The organism is Novosphingobium sp. HR1a, assembly GCF_015594425.1.
GTDB classification, from domain to species: domain Bacteria; phylum Pseudomonadota; class Alphaproteobacteria; order Sphingomonadales; family Sphingomonadaceae; genus Novosphingobium; species Novosphingobium resinovorum_A.
Genome location: NZ_JABXWS010000101.1, coordinates 1 through 25245, shown reverse-complemented (window position 1 = coordinate 25245; position 25245 = coordinate 1). Strand labels below are relative to the sequence as shown.

Sequence of the window (25245 nt, the reverse complement as noted above, 5' to 3'; positions counted from 1 at the left end):
ACAAGGATGGATAGGACACGTCTCGTGCGAGCCGGGTTTCGCGCACGGCACCGCCGATGAGATGGCCCTCCCCACACCAACGTAGGTATCGCTCTATCCGGTGCTGAGCGTCAGTTCTTCACGCGAAGGAGAACCGCCATGGCAAATCATCAAACCGCACTCACGCAGTATGTCGAAGCAGGACCGACCAAGTTCGCATTCCGGCGCTTCGGCAACGCATCTGGTGGACAGATCGTGCTGCTCCAGCACTTCACCGGCGGGCTCGACCACTGGGATCCTATCCTGACGAACGGTCTTGCCGAGGAGCGCGAGGTCATCCTGGTCGACGTCCCGGGTATTGGCGGTTCGGTCGGCACCACGCCGCAGACGATCGAGGGCATGGCTGCGAGCATCGTCGAATTCGTCGATGCGCTCGGCCTCGACACCTTCTACCTCTTGGGGTTTTCCATCGGAGGCATGGTGGCGCAGGCCTTCGCAAAGGCCAACGCCAGGCGCCTCAAGAAGCTCATCCTCTGCGGCACCAGCCCGCGTGGCGGCGAGCCATCCCCCTACATGGAGGAGGTGCGTCAGCGGGCGACCGGGAACGCCAGCGTCGACGACTTCCTGTGGTTGTTCTTCGGGCATTCGGAGACGGGAAAGGCGGCCGGACGCGCGTTCTGGGAGCGTCGGATGGAGCGGAGCGAGGACCGCGATCCGCCGACCAAGCCCGAGAGCATCATGTCGCAGGCGCTCGCCGGGCGTGACTGGCTCGAACCGCATGGCGAGCGGTTCGCCGATCTGGCGGCGATCACGATGCCGACGCTGGTCGTGAACGGCACCAATGACGTCATGCTGCCGACGATCAATTCCTTCCATCTCCAGCAGCATATTCCCGACGCGCAGCTGATCATCTATCCTGATGCGGGGCATGCGGCCCAGTTCCAGCATCCAGAGCTGTTCCTAAAGCACGCGAAGCTGTTTCTAACAGCTGAACAGTAGCCGGCGGACGGCGATCGCCGGCTCCCGCATGATATGCGGCGGAAGGGCCTGGGCCAATCCCGGGCCCTTTTCGTGATCGGACCTGTAAACGACTCCGCTCAGCGGTGCCGGGCGATCTCCTTCGGCGCAAACACATGTGCGGTGTCATCGTGAACTGCGATGCGTCGCTCGAATGCCTACCAAAGCACAGGGGCGCCAGACTGGGGGACAGCTGTCCAGTCTCAGGTAGAACCGGGATATTCAGCTTGTCCGGGCCGGCCAATCCCTCCCCCCAAGCTGCATCGCCCCCCGCAGCAGGTCGGCCCGGCGCCCCATCGCGAGGTACGAGATGAGCTTCCGTGGAATATACCTTTCGCAGACATTTCTCCGGATGTCGGTCGGGTCGCTCGGCCTGCTTACGATGCTGCTCGTCAGCATCTTGCTTCGGCCCTGAAATGCGACATCGCTGGTCAAGCGTCCAAGAGGTCGGCCGAAGCGAAGCCCCTGGCAGCGCGCCGGATGACTTGCGGGGGCTGACCAAACGCGCGCAGGAAAGCGCGCCGCATCCGATCGCGATCCGCGAAGCCAGTCTGCTGTGCCACCACGTCGATGGAGTGGCTGCTGTCCTCCATCAACGTCCGGGCAGCTTCGAGGCGAAGGTTTTCCACGGCTTTGGCGGGCGACTGGCCAGTCTCCGTTTGGAACGCGCGGCTGAACTGGCGCGGGGAGAGATGGGCAACCTCCGCCAGATCCTCGACCGAAAGTCGGCTGGTGAGGTTTCGCCGCGCGAAGGTCATGACCGCCTGGATTCTGTCGGACTTCGGCTCGAGCTCCAGCAGAGTGGAGAACTGGGACTGACCGCCGCTGCGGCGATGGTAGACGACCATCTTGCGCGCGACCTGCCGCGCCGCGTCGAGGCCGAGATCCTCCTCGACGAGAGCGAGCGCGAGATCGATGCCTGCGGACATTCCGGCGGACGTCCAGACCGGCCCGTCGGCGATGAATATGCGGTCCTCCTCGACCCGTATCCTAGGATACTTCTCCGCCATCGCGCGCGCATACATCCAGTGCGTCGTCGCCCGTCGTCCATCAAGCAGGCCCGCCTCGGCGAGGACCAGCGCTCCGATGCATGGGGCTGCTATGCGGCGGGCGAAGCCGGGCGAACGGCGGACGAACTCGACCACCTCGGGCGTGGCTTCCTCCATGCTGCCCCCGACGACCAGCAGGTCGAGCTGATCTCCGGAGAAGCGCGTCGTCATGACCTCGAACCCGACCGATGTCCGAACGGGTCCTCCGCCAGCCGAGAGCATCACGACGTCGTAGACCGGCGTGCTGTCCTGAAGGTTCGCGATCTCGAACACGGTCGAGATGGCGAGCGTGATGGGGGAGTAGCCCGGGTGGATGACGAAGCCGACCTTGCGCATGTGATTCCGTCCGAATGTCCTGATCTGTCGTTTCTATGTCATTTCGGACGCGACCCGACAATCCTAATTAGCACTCAGCCGCACGATGCGGTTCGAAGGAGGTTCTGATGAGCAGCATGGGTACGGCGCTGGTGACGGGCGCATCGAGCGGGATCGGCGCGATCTACGCTGACCGTCTCGCGAAGCGCGGATATGATCTGATCCTGGTGGCGCGCAACGCCGACCGCCTGCAGGCGGTGGCGAAGCGGATCAGCGATGAGACGAGCAGGGCGGTGAACGTTCTCGCAGCGGATCTCTCGGATCGTGACGATCTGTTCCGGGTCGAGCAGGTCCTGCGGGACAATGCCTCGATCACCATGCTGGTGAACAACGCTGGCTTCGGTGGCGTCACGCCGCTTCTCAACTCCGATGTCGAGCGCATGGAGCTGATGGTCGACCTGAACGTCACCGCGCCGATGCGTCTGGCCTACGCGGCAGCCCCGGCATTTGTCGTTCGCGGCGCCGGCACCATCATCAATATCTCGTCGATCGTCGCGATCGGCCCCGAGATCCTTAACGGCGTGTATGGCGGCACTAAGGCGTTCGTTCTCGCTTTCACCCAATCGCTCCAGCACGAGCTCGCCGATAAGGGCGTGCGCATCCAGGCGGTCTTGCCGGGTGGAACGGCGACCGAGTTCTGGGGGATCGCCGGCGCTGGCGACTACGCCAACAGTCCGCTGGCAATGCCGGTCGAACGGATGGTGGACGCAGCCCTCGCTGGCCTTGATCTGGGCGAAGTTGTGACGATCCCGCCGCTGCAGGATGGTGCCCTGTGGGACGAATACGAGGCGCTTCGCCGCCGCATCGCCGGGGATCTCGCCCACGCGCGCCCCGGCAGCCGCTATGTGACGGAGATTGCATGATGGCGTCGGGCGAGGGTGTCGCCGGGATGCCGGCACCGGAGACCATCGATTTCGAGGGGCTTTCGGTTCGATTTATCAAGGGCGGAGCTGAGGGTGGTGTGCCCATCCTACTGACGAGCCCCTGGCCTCAGAGCGTCCTCGCCTTCCGCTTCGTCTGGGATGCCTTGGCGGAGCTTGGTCCCCTGATCGCGGTGGACCTACCGGGTTTCGGTCGTTCGAACGCGAGTTCGCTCGCGCTCTCCCCGTCCGGAATGGGCAGCCTGGTTGTGCGTCTGCTGGATCACCTCCGGATTGAACGCTGCCATGGCGTTGGCCCCGACGTCGGCACGCCAGCACTGCTTTTCGCGGCACATGAGGCGCCGGAGCTGTTTGCCACGATAACGGTCGGTAGCGGCGGTACAGACATGGCGCTCGTCGGCGAACGACTTCGAGGGCTCATCGAGGGGCCGGTCTCCGGTCTCGAGGTCGGAGAGGACGCCGCGGCGATCGTTCAGGTTATCAGGTCGCTGAGCGCGTCCGAGCCTTCGCCCGAGGTCATGGAGGACTACAGGCTGTCCTCAGCCCACGGGCGGTATCGCGAGGCTGCGGAATACGTCCGGGCATATCCGCGCGATCTTCCGGTCCTGCAGGGCTTCGCTGGTGAGATCCGAACTCCCGTGCTGGTCATCTCAGGAAGCGACGATCCGCTCGTGCCGCCGTCCAACGGGGCGTTGCTCGAACGGCTTATCCCTCACTGCAGGCACGAGATCCTGAAGAGCGGCCACTTCGTCTGGGAGGATGCAGCGGAGGAATACTCATCCCTCGTCTCTGCCTGGATCCGCACTGGCGGACAAATCGACTGATCCATCTTTTTCGGAGAAGAGCAATGCAACTGACTGACAACACTATTCTCATCACCGGCGCCACGTCGGGCATCGGACGAGCGCTGGCTGAGGCTTTCCATGCCAAGGGCAATCAGGTGATCATCGCCGGCCGCCGCCAAGCGCTTTTGGACGAGGTGACCGCCGCAAATCCCGGCATGGCAGCCATCCGCCTCGACATCAGCGATCCCGCCAGCATCGAGGCGGCCGCGGCCGAACTGATCGCCAAGTTCCCGGCGCTGAACGTCCTCGTCAACAACGCGGGCATCATGCCATTCGACGATGCGTCGACCGCGATGGACGATTCCGTCAGCCAGCAGATCGTGACGACGAACCTGCTCGGGCCGATCCGGATGACCTCGGCGCTGATCGAGCATCTGAAGGCGCAGCCGCGCAGTGTCATCATCAACAATACGTCGGTGCTGGCGTATGTCCCGCTCGCCGGAAACGCGGTCTACTCGGCGAGCAAGGCTGCGCTGCATAGCTTCACCATGTCGCAGCGCTTCATGCTCCGCGACACCTCCGTCCGGGTGCAGGAGATCGCGCCGCCTTGGGTCGACACCGACCTGATCGTGAAGAGCGGTGACCCGCGCGCGATGCCGCTCGAAGCCTTCATCGCGGAGACGATGGCGAAGCTGTCGTCCGATGACGAGGAGATCATCGTCGATTCCATCCAAGCGTTCCGCGACAATCCCGGCTCGGGCGAGCATGCGGTGGTGAACGGCTTCAACGCAGCGATGATCGAGAACCCGATCCCGACGGCGGCGGCAGCGTGAAGCGGCTGGCGCCCTCCTCGGACGTGCTGCCTGAGAGCGGCAATGCCGGAGGGGCGCCGACAGCCGCCGATCGAAACTGGAGCAGGCACCTCGGTGCCTGCTCCACGCTCTTGATCGTGGCACTGATCGTCTACTTCGCAATGGTGCCCGAGATCGCCGACCGCGCGGTCGCCATGATCCTAGCGTGTCTGACGTCTCTGACGATGGCACCGATCATCCTGAAGTCGCCGGCTTCGCATCAGTCCGCGCGACCGCATCTGCGGCATTGAGGTCGACCGTCTTTCGCCACCGTCGGCATTGATCCGAGAGATCATGTTCTCAATCGGACTGCGGTCGGGGGCCATGCTCCCGACCGCATCCGTTTCACCCCTCGGCCGATGCCGCGAACGCGTCCATTGCGCGCGTGGAATATACGAGGCCCGCGCCAGCGTTCAGCGAGATCGCCACGCCTAGGGCCTCGGCAAGCTCCTCCTCGGTCGCTCCGGCTTCGCGGGCCGCCTTCGTGTGAACGGTGATGCACCCGTCGCAGCGCAGCGTGATGGCGCACGCGACGGCGATGAGCTCGCGCGTCTTGGGATCGAGGTGGCCGGTCTTCGCGCCGGCGCCACCGAGCATGGCATAGCCTCGCGTCGTGTCCGGCGTGAGCTTGCCCAGGCCGCCGACGCCGGCGAGCACCTGGTCGCGATATCCGTTCCAGTCCATCATGTGCATTCTCATTCTCCTTCTAAGAACTATTCCTCGCGCATCCGCTTCACATCGGCCGCGGTGATGCGGGAAGGCTTCGCGCCGAAGCGCGCGGTGACGTAGTTCGCCACGTTGGCGATCTCGGCGTCGCTGTAGGCGGACGCGAAGGCCGGCATGTAGGCGCCGGGCCGTTCGGGTGACCCGCCGGTCCCGTGCAGGATCATCATCGCAACGTTGGACGCCGAACCGTCGTTGACGGCGCGGTTTCCAGTGAGTTGCTGATCGCTGGTGATCGCACCCTGACCGGACCAGGCGTGGCAGCTCGCGCAGGCACCCTCGAAGATGCGCTTGCCCGGTGTGTTGTCGCTCGGCCCGGCGTTTGCGGCGGCCGGCGCGGGACCGGCCATCGCAGGAGATGCCTTGGTGCGTATTGGCGGGATGGTGCGCAGGTACGAGACCATCGCGGCGATGTCGGCGCGGGTGAGGCGGCTGGTGCTGAGTGCGACGGCCTCGGCCATCGGTCCCGAGGCGACCCCGCGTCCCTCCGCGTGGCCTTTCGCGAGATACTGGGTCAGCTCGGCGTCGGTCCATTGTCCTATGCCGCTCAGGCGATCGCCGGTGATGTTGTAGGCATTCCAGCCTTCGGCTTGGCCGCCCGCGAACTTATGCCGCGTGTCCATCGCCTGCATGAGCGTGCGTGGCGTATGGCACTCCCCGCAGTGGCCGGCGGCCTCGACCAGATAGGCGCCGCGATTCCATTGGGCGCTGCGTTCCCTCACTGGCTCGAAGCGCCGGTCGGAATTGAAGAACGCACCCCATATCGCCATTAGCCAGCGCTGATTGAAAGGGAACGCGAAGGTGTTCGGGATATTGGCCTGCCGCACGGCGGGCAGCGACCCGAGATACTTCCTGATCGCGAGGACGTCGGCGTCCGTCAGCATCGTGTAGGAGGCGTAAGGAAACGCCGGATAGAGTCGCTCACCATTCCGTCCGACGCCCTTGTGAACGGCACGAAGGAACTCCGCGTTCGTCCATGCACCGATCCCGGTCTCCCGGTCGGGTGTGATGTTCGGGGTGTAGATGGTGCCGAACGGGAGCTTGAAGGGCCGGCCCCCTGCGAAGGGCTTGCCGCCTTTCGCGGTATGGCACGCTGCGCAGTCGGCCGCCTCGGCGAGATACTCTCCCCTGGCGAGAGGGGCGGCCTTGGCGAGATCCTCCGGGACGCCGGTGATGCCCGCCCGACCGTAGTCCTCCAGCGAGACCCGCGTCCCGCCGGCGAAGTCGAGCGCATCCGGCAGGAAGAGAAGCCTCCAGGCGACCACCGCAGCGAGGATCAGGGCCGCACCGCCGAGGAGCAGCCAGTTCCGGTGCCGGCCGATCATGTCCGGGCTCCCTTGACGAGCAGGGACTGGTCGATCGGCATCCTCGTCAGGTGGACACCGGTCGCGGCGAGGATCGCGTTCGCCACGGCGGCCTGGACCGACACGGTGCCTGGCTCCCCGATGCCCCCCGGGGCTTCCGCGTTCCGAACGACATGGACTTCGATCCGCGGCGTCTCGTTCATCCTGACGACGAGGTAGTCGTGGAAGTTGCTCTGCTCAGTGCGGCCGTTCGCGATCGTGATGCGGCCGTGAAGGGCCGCGGAAAGCCCGAAGACAAGTCCGCCCTGGATCTGCGAGACGATGCCATCGGGATTCACCGGTGTTCCGCAATCGACGGCGGTGGTCATGCGAACGACCCTCACCGCGCCATCATCGTCCACCGCCACCTCGGCGATGGTGCACAGGTAGGTGCCGAAGGCGAATTGCAGGCTGATGCCTCGGCCTTGCCGGTGGGGAAGGGGATTGTCCCAACCCGCCTTCTCGGCCGCCAGATCGAGGACTGCGCGGGCACGGGCCTGCTTGCCGATGATCGATCGGCGGAAATCCAGCGGGCTGCGCCCGGCCTCATGGGCGACGCGGTCGACGAAGCTCTCCGTGGCGAACACGTTCATGTTCGGACCGACGCCTCGCCAAAAGGCTGTGGTTATCCCCTTCGGTTCGTGCCGCACCCAGGTGACGTAGTTCGCTGGAAGGTCGTAGGGCGTCTCTGCGGCACCATCTACGGCATCGTTGTCCACCTTTCCGTCAAAGGCAGGTGGGAGCCAGCGCCCGACGACCGTCGGTCCCGCGACCTTGTGGCCCCAAGCGACGACCTTGCCGTCCTCGAGACGTGCCTGCATCCAGCTGCCATACAGCGATCGATAGGGCGCGCGGGCGACGTCCTCCTCGCGAGACCAGACCACCTTCACCGGTCCATCGACATGCCGGGCGATACGGACGGCCTTGCGGATGCCGTCCACCTCGAGGCGCCTGCCGAAGCCACCCCCGATCAGATGGTTGTGGACGACGACCTTCTCCGTTGGCAGCCCGGTCTCTTCGGCCGCGGCGCGCTGGGCCATCGTCATGACCTGCGTGCCAACCCATACCTCGCAGATGTTCGCGGTCACGTGGACGGTGCAGTTCATCGGCTCCATCGGCGCGTGGGCGAGAAGCGGAAGCTCGTAGAATTCCGAGATGACCCCTTCGCCGGAGAGCTTGGGTCTGGCTCCCGTGTCGACGGCGACATTGCCCTCGGTGCGTCCGGCGTCGATCAGAGCGTTCCGGAGCGTCTCGGTTGAAAGCGAACCGAACTCGCCGTCGCGCCACGTGATGTCCATCGCGGCGAGCGCCCGCATCGCGCCCCAACTCGTGTCGGCCACGACGGCGACAATGTCTTCGAGGACGATGATCTGGCTTACGCCGGGAAGATTTCGCGCCTGGCTATCGTCTACGCTTTCCACGCTGCCGCCGAGAACGGGCGCGCAGGCAAGGCTGGCGAAGCGGACGCCTTCGGGCATTGCGTCGATGCCGTAGCGCAGCGAGCCATCGGTCTTAGGGCGGGTGTCGAGGCGCCGGTGCGAACGCCCGATGATCCGGAAGTCTTCGGGCTTCTTCAGCGGTGGATCGGAGGGCGCAAGCTCCCGCATCGCCGAGGCGGCGAGCGAGCCGTATGAGCCTCGTCGTCCGCTTGCGTCGTGGATGACCTCGCCGGCCTCGGTCCGGCAGCTTGAAGGGGCGACCCGCCAGCGGCGAGCAGCGGCGCTGACTAGCATGGCGCGTGCGCTGGCGCCGACCGTTCGAAGAGGCAACCAGTAGCCACGCACGGATGTGGATCCGCCAGTCGCCTGCACCTTGAAGATTGGGTTCCCGTAGAGCTTGTCGTTCGGCGGCGCTTCTTCGAGCGTCACCTCGTCGAGCGGTAGGTCCAGTTCCTCGGCGATGAGCATGGACAGGGCGGTGTATATGCCCTGTCCCATCTCGGTCTGGGGCATGATGAGCGTGGCGCGACCGTCGGACGAGATGCGGATGAACGCGTCCGGAGCGAAGGTGGCCGACGTCCCGTCCGAGATTGCGGCGATGCTGGCGCTGCGCAGGTTCACGCCGAGAAGGAGGGCGACGCCGCCTGCGGCGGCTGCGCGGAGGGCGTCGCGCCGGGAGACGGACAGCTCAGCCACCGCTTGCGGCCCGCTTGATGCCTTCCCGGATGCGGACATAGGTTCCGCAGCGGCAGATGTTGCCCGACATGGCCGCGTCGATCGCGTCGTCGTTTGGCGTCGGGTTGGCTTCGAGGAGCGCTACTGCGGACATGATCTGCCCCGACTGGCAGTAGCCGCACTGGATGACTTCGAGATCGAGCCAGGCCTTCTGGACCTTCGCTCCGACCGGAGTGGCGCCTACGCCTTCGATGGTCGTCACCGCCCGCGCGCCCACCGCACTGACCGGCAGCCTGCAGGAGCGGACCGGGCTTCCGTCGATGTGCACGGTGCAGGCTCCACACTGGGCGATCCCGCAGCCGAACTTCGTGCCGGTCAGTCCTAGAATGTCACGCAGGACCCAGAGCAGCGGGGTGTCGCCGTCCACCTGCGCCTTGCGCCTCTCTCCATTTATCGTGACTTCGAACATGCCGTCCTCCCTGCAGGGAGGAGGTTGCCTTGCCTTAGCCGAGGGGCACAGACATACCTCGGTATGGCCATGGCCTCACTTCGCGGGGGGGGGGGGGAACTATCGATGGTGGGCCGGTCGCGATCCGTGCAGGAATCAAGCGACCTCAGAGTTCAAGGAGTTCGATCTTCCTGATCATGTCGGCGACGGAGATCGACTTCAGCTTCTTGCCGGCGCTGGAACGGTGCATCTTCACCGTGACCTCGGTGATGCCTAGCTCATAGGCGATTTGCTTGTTGAGAAGCCCACGCGCGACCCCGCGAAGAACGTCGGTTTCGCGCAACGTCAATTGCTTCGCGAGCTGACGGACCGAATTGCGCTCGCGCTGTGCATCGCGGCGATCACCATCGCGCCGCAGGGCGTCGGATACCGCGTCGAGAAGCTCCTGCTCACGGAACGGCTTCGAAAGGAAATCGAGGGCGCCCGCCTTCATCGCCCGGACCGATGTCGGGACGTCGGCATGTCCGGTGATGAAGATGATCGGGATGTCCACCCCTTGGCTCGCCAGCTGGGCCTGCAGATCCAGGCCGCTGGAGCCCGGAAGTCTGAGATCCAGGACCAGACAGCTCGGCCCGTCGGGAAGAGGGGCTCCGAGCATCTCGGCCGTGGTGCCGAATGCTGTGGTTCCCATGCCGACCGAGTCGAACATGTCGGTCAGGCTGTCTCGGATGTCTTGATCGTCGTCGACGACTAGAACCATGGGCCGCTGAGGTGTACTGGCGGCGGTGGCCGCCCTCGCTTCGGTAAACATTACGGCCTCCCTGTCGAGCTATCCCATAGTGCCCCGGTTTGGGCCTAAATGCCAGCAAAGAGGATCGGGCGACAGCATACTAGAGTATGGGTATGCGAGGAGCCGAGCCTCCATACGGAATGAGGCTTACACCATACCCCGGTAGGTCTGGCCGCTTGTTCGTCTTCCGGCGACCTTGTGCGCGAAGGTCGCCCTTTGGCGTCCGCAAGGTGCGCGAAGGGGACGAGACATGAAGGCAGCGGTTCTGAACGCCAACGAGGGGCGCTTCGATGTGGAGGAGGTCCGCATCGACGCACCGAAGGGCCGTGAGGTCCTGGTCGAAGTGAAGGCCTGCGGCCTCTGTCACTCCGATCTGCATCTCGCGCAGGCGAACTACGGGACGCCGCTGCCGGCGGTCCTGGGCCACGAGCTTGCCGGGATCGTCCGGGAGGTCGGCCCCGATGTGCGGGAGCTGAAGGAAGGCGACCATGTCGTCGGTTCGCTGGTCCAGTTCTGCGGGCACTGCGTCTCCTGCCTTTCCGGTCGAACATATCAGTGCGAGCACCCGGAGGAGACGATGCGTTCGACCAGCGACGGTCAGCGTCTCGTCCGCGTCTCCGACGAGAAGCCGGTGTATACCGGGTGGGGGACTGCGGCGTTCGCGGAGCAGGCCCTCGTCCATGAGAACCAACTGGTGAAGATCCCGGACGCCGTTCCCTTTCCGCAGGCGTCGGTACTGGGTTGCGGCGTTATCACGGGGGCCGGTGCTGCAATCAACTCCGCCGACCTGAAGGCCGGCGAGACGGTGGTCGTCATTGGCGTTGGCGGCGTGGGCCTGAACGCCATCGCAGGCGCGAAACTGGCAGGGGCTTCGCACATCATCGCCGTCGACAACCAGCCTGCAAAGGAGGAGTTGGCCCGGAAGTTCGGTGCCACGGACTTCATCAACTCGGGGGAGGGGGATCCCGTTGCAGCGCTCAAGGCCGTGCTTCCGCAGGGCGCCGACCACGCGTTCGAGGTGATTGGGCTGCCGGTGACATCCGAGCTTGCCATCCAACTCGTCCGCAAAGGGGGCTCGGTCTATCTCATCGGCCTGCATCGTCCCGGACAGACCTTCCCGTTCGCCGGTCTCGACGTGATCGTCCGGCAGATCGACGTGAAGGGCGTCTTCATGGGGTCGAGCAACATCAAGCACGACATCCCAATGTATGCGGATCTTTACCTACAGGGCCGCTTCAACCTCGACGACCTGATCTCGCGCGAGGTGAACATCAGCGAGATCAACGAAGCCTATGAAGACCTGAAGCATGGCGCGATCGCCCGCTCGGTCATCACCTCTTTCTGACCGGAGGCCGGCATGAAGCTCTACACTCATCCGGGCGCAAGCTCGCTGCACGTTCACATCCTACTCCGCGAGATCGGAGAGCCGTTCGATCTGGAGGTGGTGAACCTCACCAAGAAGATCCGGCCCGACGGATCGGATTATCGCGGTGTGGCCCAGCGCGGAATGGTGCCAATGGTCGAGCTCGATGAGGGCGGCAAGCTGACCGAGAATGTCGTCGTGGCGCAGTATGTCTGCGACCGTGCGGGCCGCGAGGATCTCATGCCGGCCGCCGGATCCATGGCGCGATATCGTGTCATGGAATGGCAGAGCTTCGTTGCCACCGAGCTGCACAAGAGCTTCGGTCCCCTCTACTGGAAGATCAGCGACGAGATGCGCGTAATCGTGGTCGAGAGGATCAACACCCGGCTTGCCTTCGCCGAACGGGATCTGAAGGGCCCTTATCTGACGGGCGATACCTTCACGGCGGCTGACGCCTATTTCTTCGTGATAGCGAGCTGGACGCGCTACTTCGAGATTTCGCTCGATCCCTATCCCCGGATCGCAGCGCTACTGCAGCTGGCTGGCCAGCGCCCGACTGTCCGCGCAGCGCTGAAGGCCGAGGGCCATGGGCTGGTGAGCGTTCCCGACCCTGTTCCGGTCCCATGACCAACACCCAATCAGGACGAAGGCTCTGCATGCCGCGTCATCGCGTTACGGGCCTTGGTGCCACGACGGAACTATCAAGGGAGAATACCCGATGACCCACCGCTTTTTGATCGATGGCAACCTCGTTGAAGGCGCGCTCTCGATGGACGTGATCGACCCCACGACCGCCAGACCGTTCGAGCGGTCGCCCCACGCCAGTGTGGCACAGGCGGAGAAGGCCGTCGTCGCGGCCCGACGCGCGCAGCGGGCTTGGGCTGCGCTCGGCTATGAGGGGCGTAGGCCCTATCTGGAACGCTTCGCCGATGCGATGGCCGCGAATGCCGCCCGGATCGCGGAGACGCTCACGCGCGAGCGCGGAGGCCCGATCGCGGACTGTCGTTTCGAGGTCGGGCGCGCAACGGACGCCATCCGCCACTTCGCCTCGCAGAAAATAGAGGATCGCGTAATCCGCGAGAACGAGCGGGAGTTGATCGTCGAGCAGCACTATCCGCAGGGAGTGGTTGTCGCGATCATGCCTTGGAATCGGCCGATGACGCTGCTCTCGTTCAAGCTGGGTCCGGCGCTCATCACCGGAAACACGGTGATCGCGAAGCCGGCACCAAGCACGCCGCTTTCAACCCTTATGCTCGGCGAGATCGCAGCGGACATCTTCCCGCGCGGTGTCTTCCAGACGCTCGTGGACGCGAACGATCTCGGTGCCATGCTGTCCAGCCATCCGGACGTCGCGCATGTCAGCTTCACCGGCTCAACCCCCACGGGAAAGAAGGTGCTGACCTCGGCGGCGGACACGCTCAAGCGGTTCACGCTCGAACTCGGCGGCAACGATGCGGCGATCGTCCTCGACGACGTCGACATCGAATGGGCGGCCGACAGGATCTATGCGGCTGCCTTCATCAACGCGGGCCAGGTCTGCTACGCGACCAAGCGCGTATACGCTCCGCGCAAGCTGGCGGACGACTTGGCTGCCGCACTGGCGAGGCGTGCCGAAGCGGCCATCCTAGGCGACGGCATGGAGCCGGCGACGACCATGGGTCCGCTCCAGAACAGGATGCAGTTCGACAAGGTGCTCGGATACATCGCTTCGGCAAAGGCGGAAGGTGGCACCTTCCTGACCGGCGGCGAACCGACGGGGCAGGGATACTTCATCGCGCCGTCGATCGTCACGGGTCTGCCCGACGATGCGCGGCTGGTCCTCGAGGAACAGTTCGGGCCGGTCCTGCCGATCCAGGTCTACGACGATCTCGACGAGGCGATCATCAAGGCCAACGACGTGGAGTATGGTCTGGGCGGGACGATCTGGACCAGCGACGTGAGGCGCGGGATCGAGGTGGCGAGCCGGATCGAGACGGGGACCATCTGGGTCAACCAGCACATGGCGCTTCCGCTCGACGTGCCGTTCGGTGGCGCCAAGGAATCCGGTATCGGGCTCCAGAACGGCATCGAGGGGATGAAGGACTTCACGCAGCTGCGCATCCTGAACGCGAAGCTGGCAGCCTGAGGACGATGAGCATGACCGAGAAGACATTCGCGATCGGCGGCGACATGGTAGTTTCGCGCCTGGGATATGGTGCAATGCGCATCACGGGGCCCGGCGTTTGGGGGCCGCCCGTCGATCGGGAGAAGGTACTGGAGACTCTCAGGCGTGTGCCCCAGGTGGGCATCAACCTGATCGACACCGCCGACAGCTATGGGCCCGGCGTCTCCGAGCCTCTGATCCGCGAGGCCCTTTTCCCTTACCGCACCGGACTTCACATTGCCACGAAGGCGGGACTGACTCGGCCTGGGCCCGACCAATGGGTCCCGCGCGGCGATCCCGAATATCTGCTTGGACAGGCGCACCGTAGTCGGGAGGTGCTCGACGTCGAGCGCATCGATCTCTGGCAGCTCCATCGCATCGACCCGCGCGTTCCCCGTGACGAGCAGTTCGCCGTCATCCGGCAGCTGCTGGACACCGGGGTGATCCGGCACGCTGGTCTGAGTGAGGTGAGCGTCGCCGACATCGAGGCCGCGCGGTCGGTCTTCCCAGTCGCGACGGTTCAGAACCGCTACAACCTCGCTGACCGGGGCAGCGAGCCGGTTCTCGACTATTGCGAGGCGAATGACATCGGCTTCATTCCGTGGTTTCCACTGGCGGCAGGAAGGCTCACCAAGCCAGGGTCGATACTCGAGCGGATTTCGCGTCACCACAATGTGACGCCCGGTCAGATCGCGATCGCATGGCTGCTGCAGCGCAGCCCGGTGATCCTTCCGATCCCAGGGACCACCTCGGTCGAGCACCTTGAGGAAAACGTCCAGGCGCTCTCCATTGCGCTTTCGGACGACGAGTTCGCCGAACTCGACGCCGCCGCTCGATAGCTCGTTCAGATTTTCACCGTTCGCGACATCCCGTCGAGTTGCGTCCGGTACTTTCACCGCAAACATCTGAAAGGAAGTACCCATGACCTCCAAGCTACTGATCGATGGGGCTCTCGTTGAGGGCGCCACAACCATGGACGTGATCAATCCCGCCACCGGAAAGTCGTTTGCCAAGTCACCACGCGCGGATGAGGCTCAGGCGCTCACGGCGATCGCGGCGGCGAAGCGAGCTTTCCCGAGCTGGGCGGCAACGCCATTCGCTGAACGCGCCAAGATGGTCGGGGAATTCGCCGAGGCGATCGAGGCACGAAAGAATGAGTTCGCCCGCTTACTGACGCAAGAGGTCGGCAAGCCGATCCGCGAGGCGGGCTTTGAAGTCGAGGAAACCGTAGGAGCGTTGCGCTTCTTCGCGAGCCAGGACCTGAAGCCCAAGGTCCTCCACGACAACGAAGAGGAGTTAATCATCGAGCAGCGTTATCCTCAAGGTGTCGTCGCCGCGATCACGCCATGGAATTTCCCTCTCGCGCTCTTGTCCTAGAAGATCGGCGCGGCGTTGGTCGCTGGCAATTCCGTGATATCCAAGCCCGCCCCGACGACCCCGCTGACCACCTTGCTTCTTGGCGAGATCGGTGCGGAGATATTCCCTGCAGGGGTCTTCCAGACGATCGTCGATCAGAACGATCTGGGCCCGTTGCTGACGAGCCATCCCGACATCGCGCATATCAGCTTCACCGGTTCGACCCCGACCGGGAAGAAGGTGCTGAGTTCCGCAGCCGATACGCTCAAGCGTTTCACCCTGGAGCTTGGCGGCAATGACGCAGCCATCGTTCTGGACGACGTGAACATCAAGGAGATGGCACCGAAAATCTTCTTCGCGGCCTTTATCAACGCTGGTCAGGTCTGCTTCGCGACTAAGCGAATCTATGCGCCGCGCGCGATGGTCAACGAGCTTGCGGGCGAACTCGCCCGTCTCGCTGACGAGGCCGTCGTCGGCGATGGTCTGGAGCAAGGGACGACGATCGGTCCCATTCAGAACAAGACGCAGTACGAGAAGGTTCTGGGCTTCATCCAGTCCGCACGGGACGAGGGTGGCACGTTCCTGTCGGGCGGGACAGCAGTTGAAGGGGACGGCTATTTCATCCGCCCGACCATCGTAACCGGCCTTTCGCACGACGCTCGTCTGGTGCGAGAGGAGCAGTTCGGCCCGGTGGTGCCGATCCTTCCATACGACAGCATCGACGAAGCGGTGCAGTGGGCGAACGAGATGGAATATGGTTTGGGCGGCATCGTGTGGACCGATGACGTGGAACGGGGTGCGGAGGTCGCATCGCGGATCGAGACGGGCACGATCTGGGTGAACCGCCATCTCGTCCTGCCCAAGGACGTTCCGTTCGGCGGGGCAAAGCAGTCCGGGATCGGTGTCCAGAACGGGATCGAGGGCATCGAGGACTTCACCCAGCGTCGTGTTCTCAACGTGAAGAAGGCTGCCTGAGCAGGTTAAGCCGAGTTGAAACCCAGACTGTAGATCTGGTGCCGAGCAGATCTCCTGCTCGGCACCATCCATAATTCCATCGAAGTGTATGGGCACGCGTTGTGCTGCGTGCTCTACGGCTGGTGTTGGCCGCCTCACTGGGATCGGCAGTTGTGCCCATACCCTGGTAGGTGGCGGCACCACTTCGGTACGATGTTCGAGGACGGCCCGCGAAGGCACCATTGCCTATTATGACCATGGTCAATTTTCGGAGCTCCGGCATGATGATTGAAAATCACATCCAAGCATCCGCCGAGATTGAATTCTCAGACTGCTGTTCGTTCGGTCCAATCGAATGGCTGGTGATCGCCATCGGGGCACAGGCTTGCTCGAAACCACTGTCTTCGACCCGATTTGGAACGATGGTTTTGGAGTTGTTGAACGACAAAGGCGCTAGGCGCCTCGAGACTTTGAGAAGGACCGCAGAATTGGCGAAGCGCTGCGGTTGGGCGATGCCTTGCGCCGAAATTGGAGCTTTCCTCCGCGCTGGTTGGTCAGAGGATCAACTGGAGGTGTTAATTGAGAGCATACTTGCAGATGAACAGCTCGAAATCAGAGCCGGCCGGTTGAGCGCTCAGGTCGGCCTTTTGGTTGAGCCGGATTGGTGCAGTAGAACGCTGAGATGATGGAGATGCACGTATGAAGGCTGTGGCTTACAAGCAGGACGAAGCGGTCGCGGGAGGCGGATCGCTAGTTGATGTCGATGTTCCGGAGCCGGTCGCTGGACCGAGGGATCTGATCGTCAGGGTCAAGGCCGTCTCGATCAATCCAGTCGACGTCAAGTCGCGCGCCTTTCCGGCCGCGCCCGGAGCGGGACCGAAGATCCTTGGTTTCGACGCCGCCGGCGTTGTTGAGGCGGTCGGCGGCGAGACGTCTCTCTTCAAGGTCGGCGACGAGGTGTACTACGCTGGCGATATCACCCGGCCAGGGACCAATTCCGAACTTCATGCGGTCGACGAGCGGATCGTGGGGCGCAAGCCTTTATCCCTGGACTGGGCGGAGGCGGCGGCGATGCCACTGACGGCCATCACCGCGTGGGAGATTTTGTTCGACCGTCTGAAGCTGCCTCGCGGGGACAAGGCGGTGGGCTCTTTGCTCGTTATCAATGGCGCCGGCGGCGTCGGGTCGATCCTGATCCAGCTAGCCCGCAAGTTAACCGGGCTGACCGTCATCGCGACTGCATCGCGCGAAGAGACGATGAGCTGGGTGGCTTCAATGGGCGCACACCATGTCGTCGACCACCACAAGCCGCTCGACGAGGAGCTGGCACGGATCGGGCACCCCACGGTCGACTATGTGGCCGGGCTGTCTGCGAGCGATCGCTACCTGGCGATCTTCCCGAAGATCGTGGCTCCGCAGGGGCATGTCGTGTTCATCGACGATCCAGCGCAGTTTGACATCATGCCTTTGAAGCGCAAGTCGATCACGGTATCGCTTGAGTTCATGTTCACCCGGTCGATGTTCCGTACCGCTGACATGGTCGCCCAGCACGACATGCTCGACGAGGTCGCAAGTCTTCTGGATGACCGTGTTCTTAAATCGACCCTCACGAAGAGGCTGTCGCCGATCAATGCCAAGAGCATTGGTGAGGCCCACCGCATCGCCGAGAGTGGCAAGGCGATCGGAAAGACCGTTATCGAGGGTTTCTGAGTCAGAACAGTTTGATGGGTGCCGCCTTCGAATGGTAGCACCCGTTCACGGGATGGCGTGCCCCCCCGATTGAGGATGGTCCACTGGTCACCTCTGAGGCAGGATGCGACGGCACCACTCTCCCGGAAAACCGACCCTTGCGCAATCTAGACTTGATCAAAGCTGCGATGTGCGTCGGAATCTTCGCTGCACTGTTTCTTGTGTGGCTGATACTCGCCATGAGATCACGGCAGCTGACCCACCAGATCCGGCGGCGGATCGATGCCCGCCTCGCTGAGCGCGAACGGATCGCGAGTGAGTTGCACGACACGCTCCTTCAAAGCGTGCAGGGGCTCGTGCTGCGCTTTCAGTCGGTGGCCGACATGCTTCCTGTATCAGAGCCGGCTCGCGGAAAGTTGGAAGCTGCGCTTGCTCGGGCGGACGGCGTTATCATCGAGGGTCGCAATCGCGTCCGCGACCTCCGATTGCGCGAAGGGCCGAATGACTTCTCGAGGATGATCAGCGATCAGGTCAATCTGGCCGGGCTTGCCTCAGGAGCCGAGGCCGACGTGTCGGTGATCGGAGCGGAGCGATCGCTGCGCCCGGTTGTCGCGGCGGAGCTTTCTTGCGTTGCGGGAGAGGCTCTTTCCAACATTCTCCGTCATGCGGATGCGAACCGCGTGCAGGTCGTCCTCACCTTCGAGACGAGCCGGTTCACATTGCGAATTTCGGACGACGGGATCGGTCTGCCTCCCGGTGTGCTGGCGGGCGGCGGGCGGAATGGGCATTACGGGCTGACCGGTATGCGGGAGCGATCCAAAAAGCTGGGCGGCCACCTAAGCATTGAGCGGGGGACAGGTGCTGGAACAGTGGTCTCCGTCACGGTACCTGCACGACTAGCCTTCACTGATTTCACACCCAATCTCATGGTACGATGGTTTAGCGCACTCAGGAGCAGCAAGATTGATGAGTGACCCCAAGAACCTCCGGATCCTCATCGTAGACGACCATCCGATCCTTCGCGAGGGGATCGCGGCGATACTCGAAAACCAAAAGGACATGGTCCTTGCGGGGGAGGCCTCAAACGGCGACGAGGCCATATCGCAGTATAACGCGTTGCGGCCCGACGTCACCCTGATGGACCTCCAGATGCCGGGAACCTCCGGCATTGAGGCGATAGGCGCCATCCGTGCCGAGCATCCGGCGGCGCGTATTCTAGTGCTGACCACCTACGCGGGAGATGCACAGGCTGTGAGGGCCCTGAAAGCGGGGGCGACCGGATATCTCCTGAAGAGCAGTCTCCGAACGGAGATGATCGACGCGATCCGCAACGTCAGCAAGGGCGTGCGGCACATCCATCGCGAAGTCGCAGACGAGATCGCGCGGCACGTGATCGACGATCCGCTCAGTGATCGAGAGGTGGCCGTGCTGCGGCTCATCGCGTTCGGCAGGGCCAACAAGCAGGTCGCGCATGAGCTCGGCGTGTCAGAGGAGACGGTTAAGGCTCACCTGAAAAGCATCTTCCTGAAGCTCGGAGTGGCGGATCGGACCCACGCGATCACCGTTGCATCGCAGAGGGGTATTCTTCTACTCTAGCTGTGGCGGATGCAGGTCTGCCGTCGACGGTTTTTGTGTCTTCGGGGTTGGCCTTCGACGGCGCTCGACTGGATATCCTCAACTCCTCCGATGCGGGGGTCTTGCTCCGGTGGGCGCCGGTCAGGAGGCGTATGCGTGGCGACTGATCCTTCCCGACTGGACGAGACCAACTATGCGTCGCAACTATCGGAGATCGCCGGATTGCGGGCGGTTCCCAGCGTCGAGAGCGACTGGAGCGACACTTGGTACCGGGTGTTCATGCAAGTGTCGTCGATCTCCTTCGTAGTCGTCGACGCGCGGAAGCGAATCCAGCGATGCCGGGAGCTCGGCGCGGACGGGGTAACGAATCTAGTGGCTCATCTGTCCATGTCACCCGAGGATGCTGCGATCATACGGAGCGGTGCTACGATCCTAGATATCAACGAGACAGGCGTCAGGGTCTTCGGGGGAAGGTCGAAGGCCGACTTCATCGGGCAGACGACCAACCGTTTCTTCAGCAGCGACTGCACGGCCCTCCAAAGCGTCGCAGATGCATATCTCCAAGGGCAGACAGCCTTCCAGCAGCAGGCAACTAACCACAGGCTCGATGGCTCGACATTCGAGACGCTGTTCTGCGTCGTGATGAGGGTGCCGGGAGCGTCGGACGGCGTCTGGCTCGCCGGATTCATCGACAACTCGGCGGAATTGCGCCAGCGTGCCCTGACCGACGTCCTCCGCGACGAGCTTACGCATGTGTCGCGCATTTCGACCCTCGGCGAGATGTCTGCGTCGATTGCGCATGAACTCGGCCAACCGCTCGCGACAATTGGGACGAGCGTCCAAGCCGCATTGAACTATCTCAACCTTCCCGAGCCGAACGTCGAAGCCGCGAAGCGCGCGTGCGGACGGGTGGCCGCGCAGACGACGCGGGCCAGCGAGATCATAGATCGCGTGCGGGGCATGGCATCAAGGAGGCCGGGAACGGCCACAGCTGTTTCGATCGGCGAGCTTATTCGCGAATCCGTGAGCTTCGTTCGGCACGAGTTCGAGCGGGCCTCGATCGCACTCTCCTACGGCATCGAGGACGAGAATCTGCAAGTGGTCGTCGATCGCATCCAGATTCAGCAGCTGCTCGTGAACCTGCTGCTGAACGCGACGCAGGTTCTTCGCGACCATGGTAGCGAGATGCCGACGATCAGCGTCAACGCACGTCGAGACAGCCACCGAGTCGTGCTTGAGGTGAAGGACAACGGGCCGGGCATGGCGGAGGATGATCTCCCGAAGGTCTTCGACAGCTTCTTCTCGACGAGGCCGGACGGCCTCGGTCTGGGCCTGAGCATCTGCAAATCGATTGTGGAGGCCCATGGTGGAAGCATAGGCGCCTTCAATCGGACCGATCGTCGTGGTGCTGCCTTCGTGATCGAGATTCCTCTGTTAGAGGCGTCCTGATCCGCAGCGGTGCTACTAGCCTGAAGGAAGCGCGGCGAATCAGTGGTCGGTTGTTGCTTCGATGACGCGGACGAACTCGTCCGTATCGAACGGCTTCTTCAGCATGGCTGAAAAGCCGGCGTCCATCGACGCCCTGCGCGTCGCCTCGGTGGCGTAGGCGGTGATTAGTATGGCTGGCGTCCCGGCTCCCCTGGAACGCAGTTCGCGCACGACCTCGATACCAGTCATGCCTGGCATGTGGAAGTCCGAGATGATGACGTCAGGAGCGAAGCCCTCATGGGCCTGGAGGTAGGATACCCCATCCGCGAAGCAGCCGACGACGTGCGAAAGGCTCGCGAGCAGATCCTCCAGCGCAAACCGGAGCTCCTCGTCGTCGTCAATAACTGCTACGCGCAAAGGGCGTGTCATCGCGGCTCCGAACCAAGCGAAGACCGGATGGTCGACAGTCAATCCTAGTCTCCTGTCGAATGTCTCGACAACCAATACCACGGTATGGGTCAAGTGATGGCGATCCGCATTGTAGACTGCTTTCCGCTGCCCTGGGTCCGAACCGGGTTGGCCCTGAATTCTAATAATCGATCCGCCACCGGATGGTCGCGTACAGAGGGAGACCGTCTTTTGGTTGAAGCGCTTCCACCCATCGAGGGGGCCAGGATGATTGCGATAGTCGATGACGACGAGGATGTCGCATCGGCACTCGGCAGTCTGGTGGACAGCATGGGGATGTTTGCGACCCTTTTCAGTTCCGCAGACAGTTTCCTCTCCGAGGAGCATGGAAAATTTGATCTCGTCATCAGTGATGTCCAGATGCCCGGCGCCAGCGGTATCGATCTCGCGATGGCGCTTCAGGTCGAGCAGGTACCTGTCATACTCATCACGGCGTTTCCGAGTACAGCGATCGAGCGGCAGGCGCTCGCATGCGGGGTCCGGTGCTTCATTCGGAAACCGTTCGACCCGGATGAACTCATAGCGTGTATCGAGAAGGTGATGGCGGAATGACTGCCACACCTGCGTCAGCCACACTTTTTCTGGACTGAGATATGGAAACGATTGGACGGGATCTTCAGGAGATGCAGCGGACCCCGCTGCTACCCTCGCACGTGGAGGCACTGAAAGAGGCAGGGGTGGTCCGCGAGTATGACCAAGGCGTGTTCCTGGCGCGACCTGGTGAGCCGGCGGATCGCTTCATATACGTTCTCGAAGGTGAGATCGAGGTGGTCAATCCGATCACCGATCAGCGGCACGTCCCCTCGACTCTCGGGCCCACCCAGTTCATGGGCGAGATCGCCTTCCTTGATGGCGGCCACTGGTCGATGCTGCTACGCACCGCCCGGCCGACCCGAGTGGTCGAGGTGCAGCGCGCCGAGATGCTCATCCTGATGGCGCGCATCCCGGAGATGTCGGACATCGTCATCACGGTATTCGCGGCTCGGCGACGTCGTCAGCTCGACAGTCGCGACGGCGCATTGGTCCTGATCGGCGAGGACGCGGATCGCGCCGTGAGGAGGATCGCCGACTTCGCGAGCCGGAATCGCATCCCCTACACCTCGCTCGCTCTGGGCAGCGACGAGGGGGTCGAGGCGGCTGTCAGTTGTTCGGCAGATGCGGCGCAGCCGGCGGTGATCTTCGGCCGCGATCTCGTGGAGGACCCAACACCCGATCGGATTGCGAGCCTGCTCGGCATCGGACGCGAACTCGTCGACGACGAGGTGTTCGATGTCGTGATCATCGGGGGCGGGCCTGCAGGCGTCGCCGCCGGCGTCTATGCGGGAGCCGAGGGACTGTCTGCGCTCGTAGTAGAGGATACCGCTGTCGGAGGGCAGGCAGGCACGTCGAGCCGGATTGAGAATTACATGGGCTTCCCGACCGGCATCTCCGGTGCAGACCTCGTCTGGAGGGGAGAGGTCCAGGCAATGAAGTTTGGCACTAGGTTTGTCGTTCCGCGACGGGTGTCGGTTCTCGAGCGCCTTGACGATGGCGACTTCTGCGCGACCTTCGATAACGGTCAGCGGGTCCGTGCCAAGGCGGTCGTGGTCGCGACGGGCGTGCAGTATCGACGCCTGCCCATTCAAGGACTGGCCCAGCTCGAAGGTGCCGGGGTCTACTACGCTGCGACCGAAAACGAGGCGAGGAGCTGTCACGGTGGCGACGTCGTGGTGATCGGCGGCGGGAACTCGGCGGGGCAGGCTGCGATGTTCCTGAGCCGCGCGGCACGAAGCGTCCGCGTGCTGGTCCGCGGAAACTCGCTGGAGGCGTCGATGTCGAGCTATCTGTCCAGCCGCCTCGAGGCCGATCCTGCGATCACGATCCAATATGGCGGCGAGGTCGTCGCTCTGCAAGGTTCTCAGCGGCTTGAGGGCGTTTCCGTGCGGGACGTCGTCAGTGGAACGATCGACGATGTCGGGGCGTGCTCGCTCTTCATCATGGTTGGCGCGGCTCCGAACACCGACTGGCTTTCCGGTCTGGTCCAGTTGGACGACAAGGGGTTCGTGCTCACAGGGGAGGTGGCGCAGGCCAGCAGCTCGTATGGCACATCCTGTCCTGGCATCTTCGCGGTCGGGGATGTCCGCGCGCGGTCGGTGAAGCGCGTCGCATCGTCAGTAGGCGAAGGATCCGTGGTCATCTCGCAGGTGTGGGAGTTCCTGAACCCGAGCGTCGGCCGCTAAGGCCTTCTTGACGCGCCGATACAGCGCGCCAAGAATTAGCTCGTCATGCCGCTGCTTAACATCATGATGCGGATCGCAATCGCTACCACGCAAAGCGCGGCAAGTCGTTGCGAGAACGAGCAGTGGCAGGGGCATAAAGAATAGGAGGTTTGGCAACGAGAACCACCGCGCCGCGACACTGGGTTGGGAGATCGGCGTCCACAGGCTGATTACGACGATCGCCAGCAGGAGCAGAAGGGTTATTGGCCTTTCCCTTTACGAACTTTAGCCGGCCCAACTTGCATACCAAGGTATGCGCACACCTGCTCCGGCGTTCCGATGCGTTGGCGATCGGCACGCGCTACGATTAGCCTCAAGAGCACGAGCCTGCGGAGCCCGCTACGCGACTGCCCTGGCCCGGAGGCAGAACGATCACGAATTGTGGGTGATCGCTGCTGCTTGGGCTGAGTGGAGGAAGGTGAATGAAACCACGTCCGTCTTACCTGTCCGAGAACTTCCTAGTGGAGTCGGAGACTAATCACCGCATCGCGAACAATCTGGCGCTGATCGCGTCCATCGTCGAACTCGAAAGCCGGACTGTCGAAGACGAGCAGGCCGCCGCCGTGCTCGCGGCGACCCAACGCCGGATTCATGCCGTCGCGAGCGTTCACCGTCGCCTTTACAGCGAACTTCAGGCGGAAACCGTGAACTTGGGGGTGTTCTTGGAGGAATTGGGCGATGTCCTGCGGACGCTGGTCGTCGACGGCAGGGGGCACCGCACGATAACGGTTCGCGCCGACGACTTCGATCTTCCGTACGAGCATGCCACCGCATTCGCAATCCTCGTGACGGAGCTGGTCGGCAACGCCTGCAAGCACGCCTATCGCGTGGACGTGTCGGGTGAGGTGCGGGTGATATTCGACGCTATGCCGGGCGGTGAGTGGAGGCTTCTGGTCGAGGATGACGGTGTGGGCATCGAACACGTTGAAGGCGGCTCGCAAGGGCTCGGCTCGCACATCATCCAGTCCGTCTCGCGCAAGCTCGGGGTTCAGCACCGCTGGGAGCCGTGCTGCCCCGGCACCCGGTTCTTGATGTGGACCGACACCAAGCCGAGGGCGGAGATTCCGTTCTCCGGTGTTACGATCCCGGGGGTGGCGCTGGAAGGCGGCGCGACTTTGAGCAAACCTTGACGGAGAGAATGTGATGGAGATCAGCGACAAGCTCGACGAGGCTATCGCGGAGAAGACCGAAAAGGGGCGCTACCAGCTCGCCATTTCAGCTGGCGGAGCGCACTTCATGGCCGACGAGCCCGAGGATGTAGGTGGGCTCGGTTCGGGGCCCAGCCCATACCAGCTGCTCGCGTCTGCTTTGGCCGCCTGCACGACGATGACCTTGCTTCTGTATGCCGAGCGCAAAGGCTGGGACGTCAAGGTCCGCTGCAGCGCGGTCGGCCACCGCAAGGAGCCAGGAGAGGAGCTTCCGGACGTATTCACGCGTCGTATCGAGTTCGAGGGCGACATCGATCCCGAGCAGCGGGCTCGGCTGCTGGAGATTGCCGATCGTTGTCCAGTCCATCGCACACTCACACGCGGCGCGAGGGTTCTCACGGCGGAGACCGGTCTTCCGGCGTCGGCGCCGGCCACCTCACACATGGTCGACATGGAAGCACTCATCGCGGTCGGCCGCGGATCTTTCGATTTCACCGAGACGCGCTGA

General features: G+C 63.4%; 25 protein-coding genes and 1 pseudogene. 19 read left to right on the top strand and 7 right to left on the bottom strand.

Annotated features, from left to right (window positions below):
• The first annotated feature begins 138 nt into the window (after positions 1-138).
• Entirely contained in the window at positions 139-978 is an 840-nt protein-coding gene (locus tag HWN72_RS26445; RefSeq protein ID WP_211151809.1) for an alpha/beta fold hydrolase, read from the top strand.
• 449 nt (positions 979-1427) lie between these two features.
• Here HWN72_RS26445 and HWN72_RS26440 read toward each other — a convergent pair whose 3' ends face one another.
• Positions 1428-2381, bottom strand: coding sequence for a GlxA family transcriptional regulator (locus HWN72_RS26440; protein WP_211151808.1), 954 nt, complete (start codon positions 2379-2381; stop codon positions 1428-1430).
• A 116-nt stretch (positions 2382-2497) separates the two neighbouring features.
• On the opposite strand from HWN72_RS26440, the gene HWN72_RS26435 reads away from it, so the two are divergent.
• From HWN72_RS26435 to HWN72_RS26420, 4 genes are read left to right on the top strand one after another with little or no spacing between them, the layout of a single operon-like run.
• Positions 2498-3283, top strand: coding sequence for an SDR family oxidoreductase (locus tag HWN72_RS26435; RefSeq protein ID WP_248006367.1), 786 nt, complete (start codon positions 2498-2500; stop codon positions 3281-3283).
• The gene (locus HWN72_RS26430) at positions 3280-4125 is read left to right on the top strand and encodes an alpha/beta fold hydrolase (RefSeq protein WP_211151806.1); all 846 of its coding nucleotides are present in this window, start codon (positions 3280-3282) and stop codon (positions 4123-4125) included. Before HWN72_RS26435 ends, HWN72_RS26430 begins: the two co-directional genes overlap by 4 nt.
• Positions 4126-4148: 23 nt before the next feature.
• Positions 4149-4919 carry an SDR family oxidoreductase gene (locus HWN72_RS26425; RefSeq protein WP_211151805.1) on the top strand — a complete coding sequence of 257 codons (771 nt, stop codon included), beginning with the start codon at positions 4149-4151 and terminating at the stop codon, positions 4917-4919.
• On the top strand, positions 4916-5188 hold the full coding sequence (locus tag HWN72_RS26420; protein ID WP_211151804.1) for a hypothetical protein: 273 nt from the start codon (positions 4916-4918) through the stop codon (positions 5186-5188). Before HWN72_RS26425 ends, HWN72_RS26420 begins: the two co-directional genes overlap by 4 nt.
• 94 nt (positions 5189-5282) lie before the next feature.
• Here HWN72_RS26420 and HWN72_RS26415 read toward each other — a convergent pair whose 3' ends face one another.
• From HWN72_RS26415 to HWN72_RS26395, 5 genes are all read right to left on the bottom strand, one after another.
• Entirely contained in the window at positions 5283-5630 is a 348-nt protein-coding gene (locus HWN72_RS26415) for a carboxymuconolactone decarboxylase family protein (protein WP_289357678.1), read from the bottom strand.
• Between the two features lie 20 nt (positions 5631-5650).
• Complete coding sequence (locus HWN72_RS26410; RefSeq protein ID WP_211151803.1) at positions 5651-6985, bottom strand: cytochrome c; 1335 nt, start codon at positions 6983-6985, stop codon at positions 5651-5653.
• A complete protein-coding gene (locus tag HWN72_RS26405) occupies positions 6982-9138 on the bottom strand; it encodes a molybdopterin cofactor-binding domain-containing protein (protein ID WP_289357677.1) in 2157 nt (718 codons plus the stop codon). Before HWN72_RS26405 ends, HWN72_RS26410 begins: the two co-directional genes overlap by 4 nt.
• A complete protein-coding gene (locus HWN72_RS26400) occupies positions 9131-9586 on the bottom strand; it encodes a (2Fe-2S)-binding protein (RefSeq protein WP_211151801.1) in 456 nt (151 codons plus the stop codon). The genes HWN72_RS26405 and HWN72_RS26400 overlap by 8 nt, the downstream gene beginning before the upstream one ends.
• 145 nt (positions 9587-9731) lie before the next feature.
• Entirely contained in the window at positions 9732-10376 is a 645-nt protein-coding gene (locus tag HWN72_RS26395; protein WP_248006366.1) for a response regulator transcription factor, read from the bottom strand.
• A gap of 229 nt (positions 10377-10605) precedes the next feature.
• On the opposite strand from HWN72_RS26395, the gene HWN72_RS26390 reads away from it, so the two are divergent.
• The 10 genes and pseudogenes from HWN72_RS26390 (at position 10606) to HWN72_RS31935 (ending at position 20884) form a co-directional block, all read left to right on the top strand.
• The gene (locus HWN72_RS26390; RefSeq protein ID WP_211151800.1) at positions 10606-11700 is read left to right on the top strand and encodes a Zn-dependent alcohol dehydrogenase; all 1095 of its coding nucleotides are present in this window, start codon (positions 10606-10608) and stop codon (positions 11698-11700) included.
• Positions 11701-11712: 12 nt separating this feature from the next.
• Entirely contained in the window at positions 11713-12345 is a 633-nt protein-coding gene (locus tag HWN72_RS26385; RefSeq protein ID WP_211151799.1) for a glutathione S-transferase family protein, read from the top strand.
• A gap of 91 nt (positions 12346-12436) precedes the next feature.
• A complete protein-coding gene (locus tag HWN72_RS26380; RefSeq protein ID WP_211151798.1) occupies positions 12437-13843 on the top strand; it encodes an aldehyde dehydrogenase family protein in 1407 nt (468 codons plus the stop codon).
• Between the two features lie 11 nt (positions 13844-13854).
• A complete protein-coding gene (locus tag HWN72_RS26375) occupies positions 13855-14700 on the top strand; it encodes an aldo/keto reductase (protein ID WP_211151797.1) in 846 nt (281 codons plus the stop codon).
• An 82-nt stretch (positions 14701-14782) separates the two neighbouring features.
• Positions 14783-16192 (top strand): annotated as a pseudogene (locus tag HWN72_RS26370) (aldehyde dehydrogenase family protein).
• 230 nt (positions 16193-16422) lie between these two features.
• The gene (locus HWN72_RS26365) at positions 16423-16857 is read left to right on the top strand and encodes a hypothetical protein (protein WP_211151796.1); all 435 of its coding nucleotides are present in this window, start codon (positions 16423-16425) and stop codon (positions 16855-16857) included.
• Positions 16858-16870: 13 nt separating this feature from the next.
• The gene (locus HWN72_RS26360) at positions 16871-17881 is read left to right on the top strand and encodes a zinc-binding alcohol dehydrogenase family protein (protein ID WP_211151795.1); all 1011 of its coding nucleotides are present in this window, start codon (positions 16871-16873) and stop codon (positions 17879-17881) included.
• 152 nt (positions 17882-18033) lie between these two features.
• A complete protein-coding gene (locus tag HWN72_RS26355) occupies positions 18034-18834 on the top strand; it encodes a sensor histidine kinase (RefSeq protein WP_211151794.1) in 801 nt (266 codons plus the stop codon).
• Positions 18827-19456 carry a response regulator transcription factor gene (locus HWN72_RS26350; protein ID WP_211151793.1) on the top strand — a complete coding sequence of 210 codons (630 nt, stop codon included), beginning with the start codon at positions 18827-18829 and terminating at the stop codon, positions 19454-19456. Before HWN72_RS26355 ends, HWN72_RS26350 begins: the two co-directional genes overlap by 8 nt.
• A gap of 135 nt (positions 19457-19591) precedes the next feature.
• Positions 19592-20884 (top strand): sensor histidine kinase, encoded by a 1293-nt coding sequence (locus HWN72_RS31935; protein ID WP_211151792.1) that lies wholly within the window; start codon positions 19592-19594, stop codon positions 20882-20884.
• A gap of 39 nt (positions 20885-20923) precedes the next feature.
• On the opposite strand, the gene HWN72_RS26340 is transcribed toward HWN72_RS31935, so the two are convergent.
• A complete protein-coding gene (locus HWN72_RS26340) occupies positions 20924-21334 on the bottom strand; it encodes a response regulator (protein ID WP_211151791.1) in 411 nt (136 codons plus the stop codon).
• 54 nt (positions 21335-21388) lie between these two features.
• Here HWN72_RS26340 and HWN72_RS26335 point away from each other — a divergent pair, with 54 nt between their 5' ends.
• From HWN72_RS26335 to HWN72_RS26320, 4 genes are all read left to right on the top strand, one after another.
• The gene (locus tag HWN72_RS26335) at positions 21389-21883 is read left to right on the top strand and encodes a response regulator (protein WP_211151790.1); all 495 of its coding nucleotides are present in this window, start codon (positions 21389-21391) and stop codon (positions 21881-21883) included.
• Between the two features lie 41 nt (positions 21884-21924).
• Positions 21925-23550, top strand: coding sequence for a cyclic nucleotide-binding domain-containing thioredoxin-disulfide reductase (locus HWN72_RS26330; RefSeq protein WP_211151789.1), 1626 nt, complete (start codon positions 21925-21927; stop codon positions 23548-23550).
• Positions 23551-24011: 461 nt separating this feature from the next.
• A complete protein-coding gene (locus tag HWN72_RS26325; RefSeq protein WP_211151788.1) occupies positions 24012-24719 on the top strand; it encodes a sensor histidine kinase in 708 nt (235 codons plus the stop codon).
• A 13-nt stretch (positions 24720-24732) separates the two neighbouring features.
• A complete protein-coding gene (locus tag HWN72_RS26320; RefSeq protein WP_211151787.1) occupies positions 24733-25245 on the top strand; it encodes an OsmC family protein in 513 nt (170 codons plus the stop codon).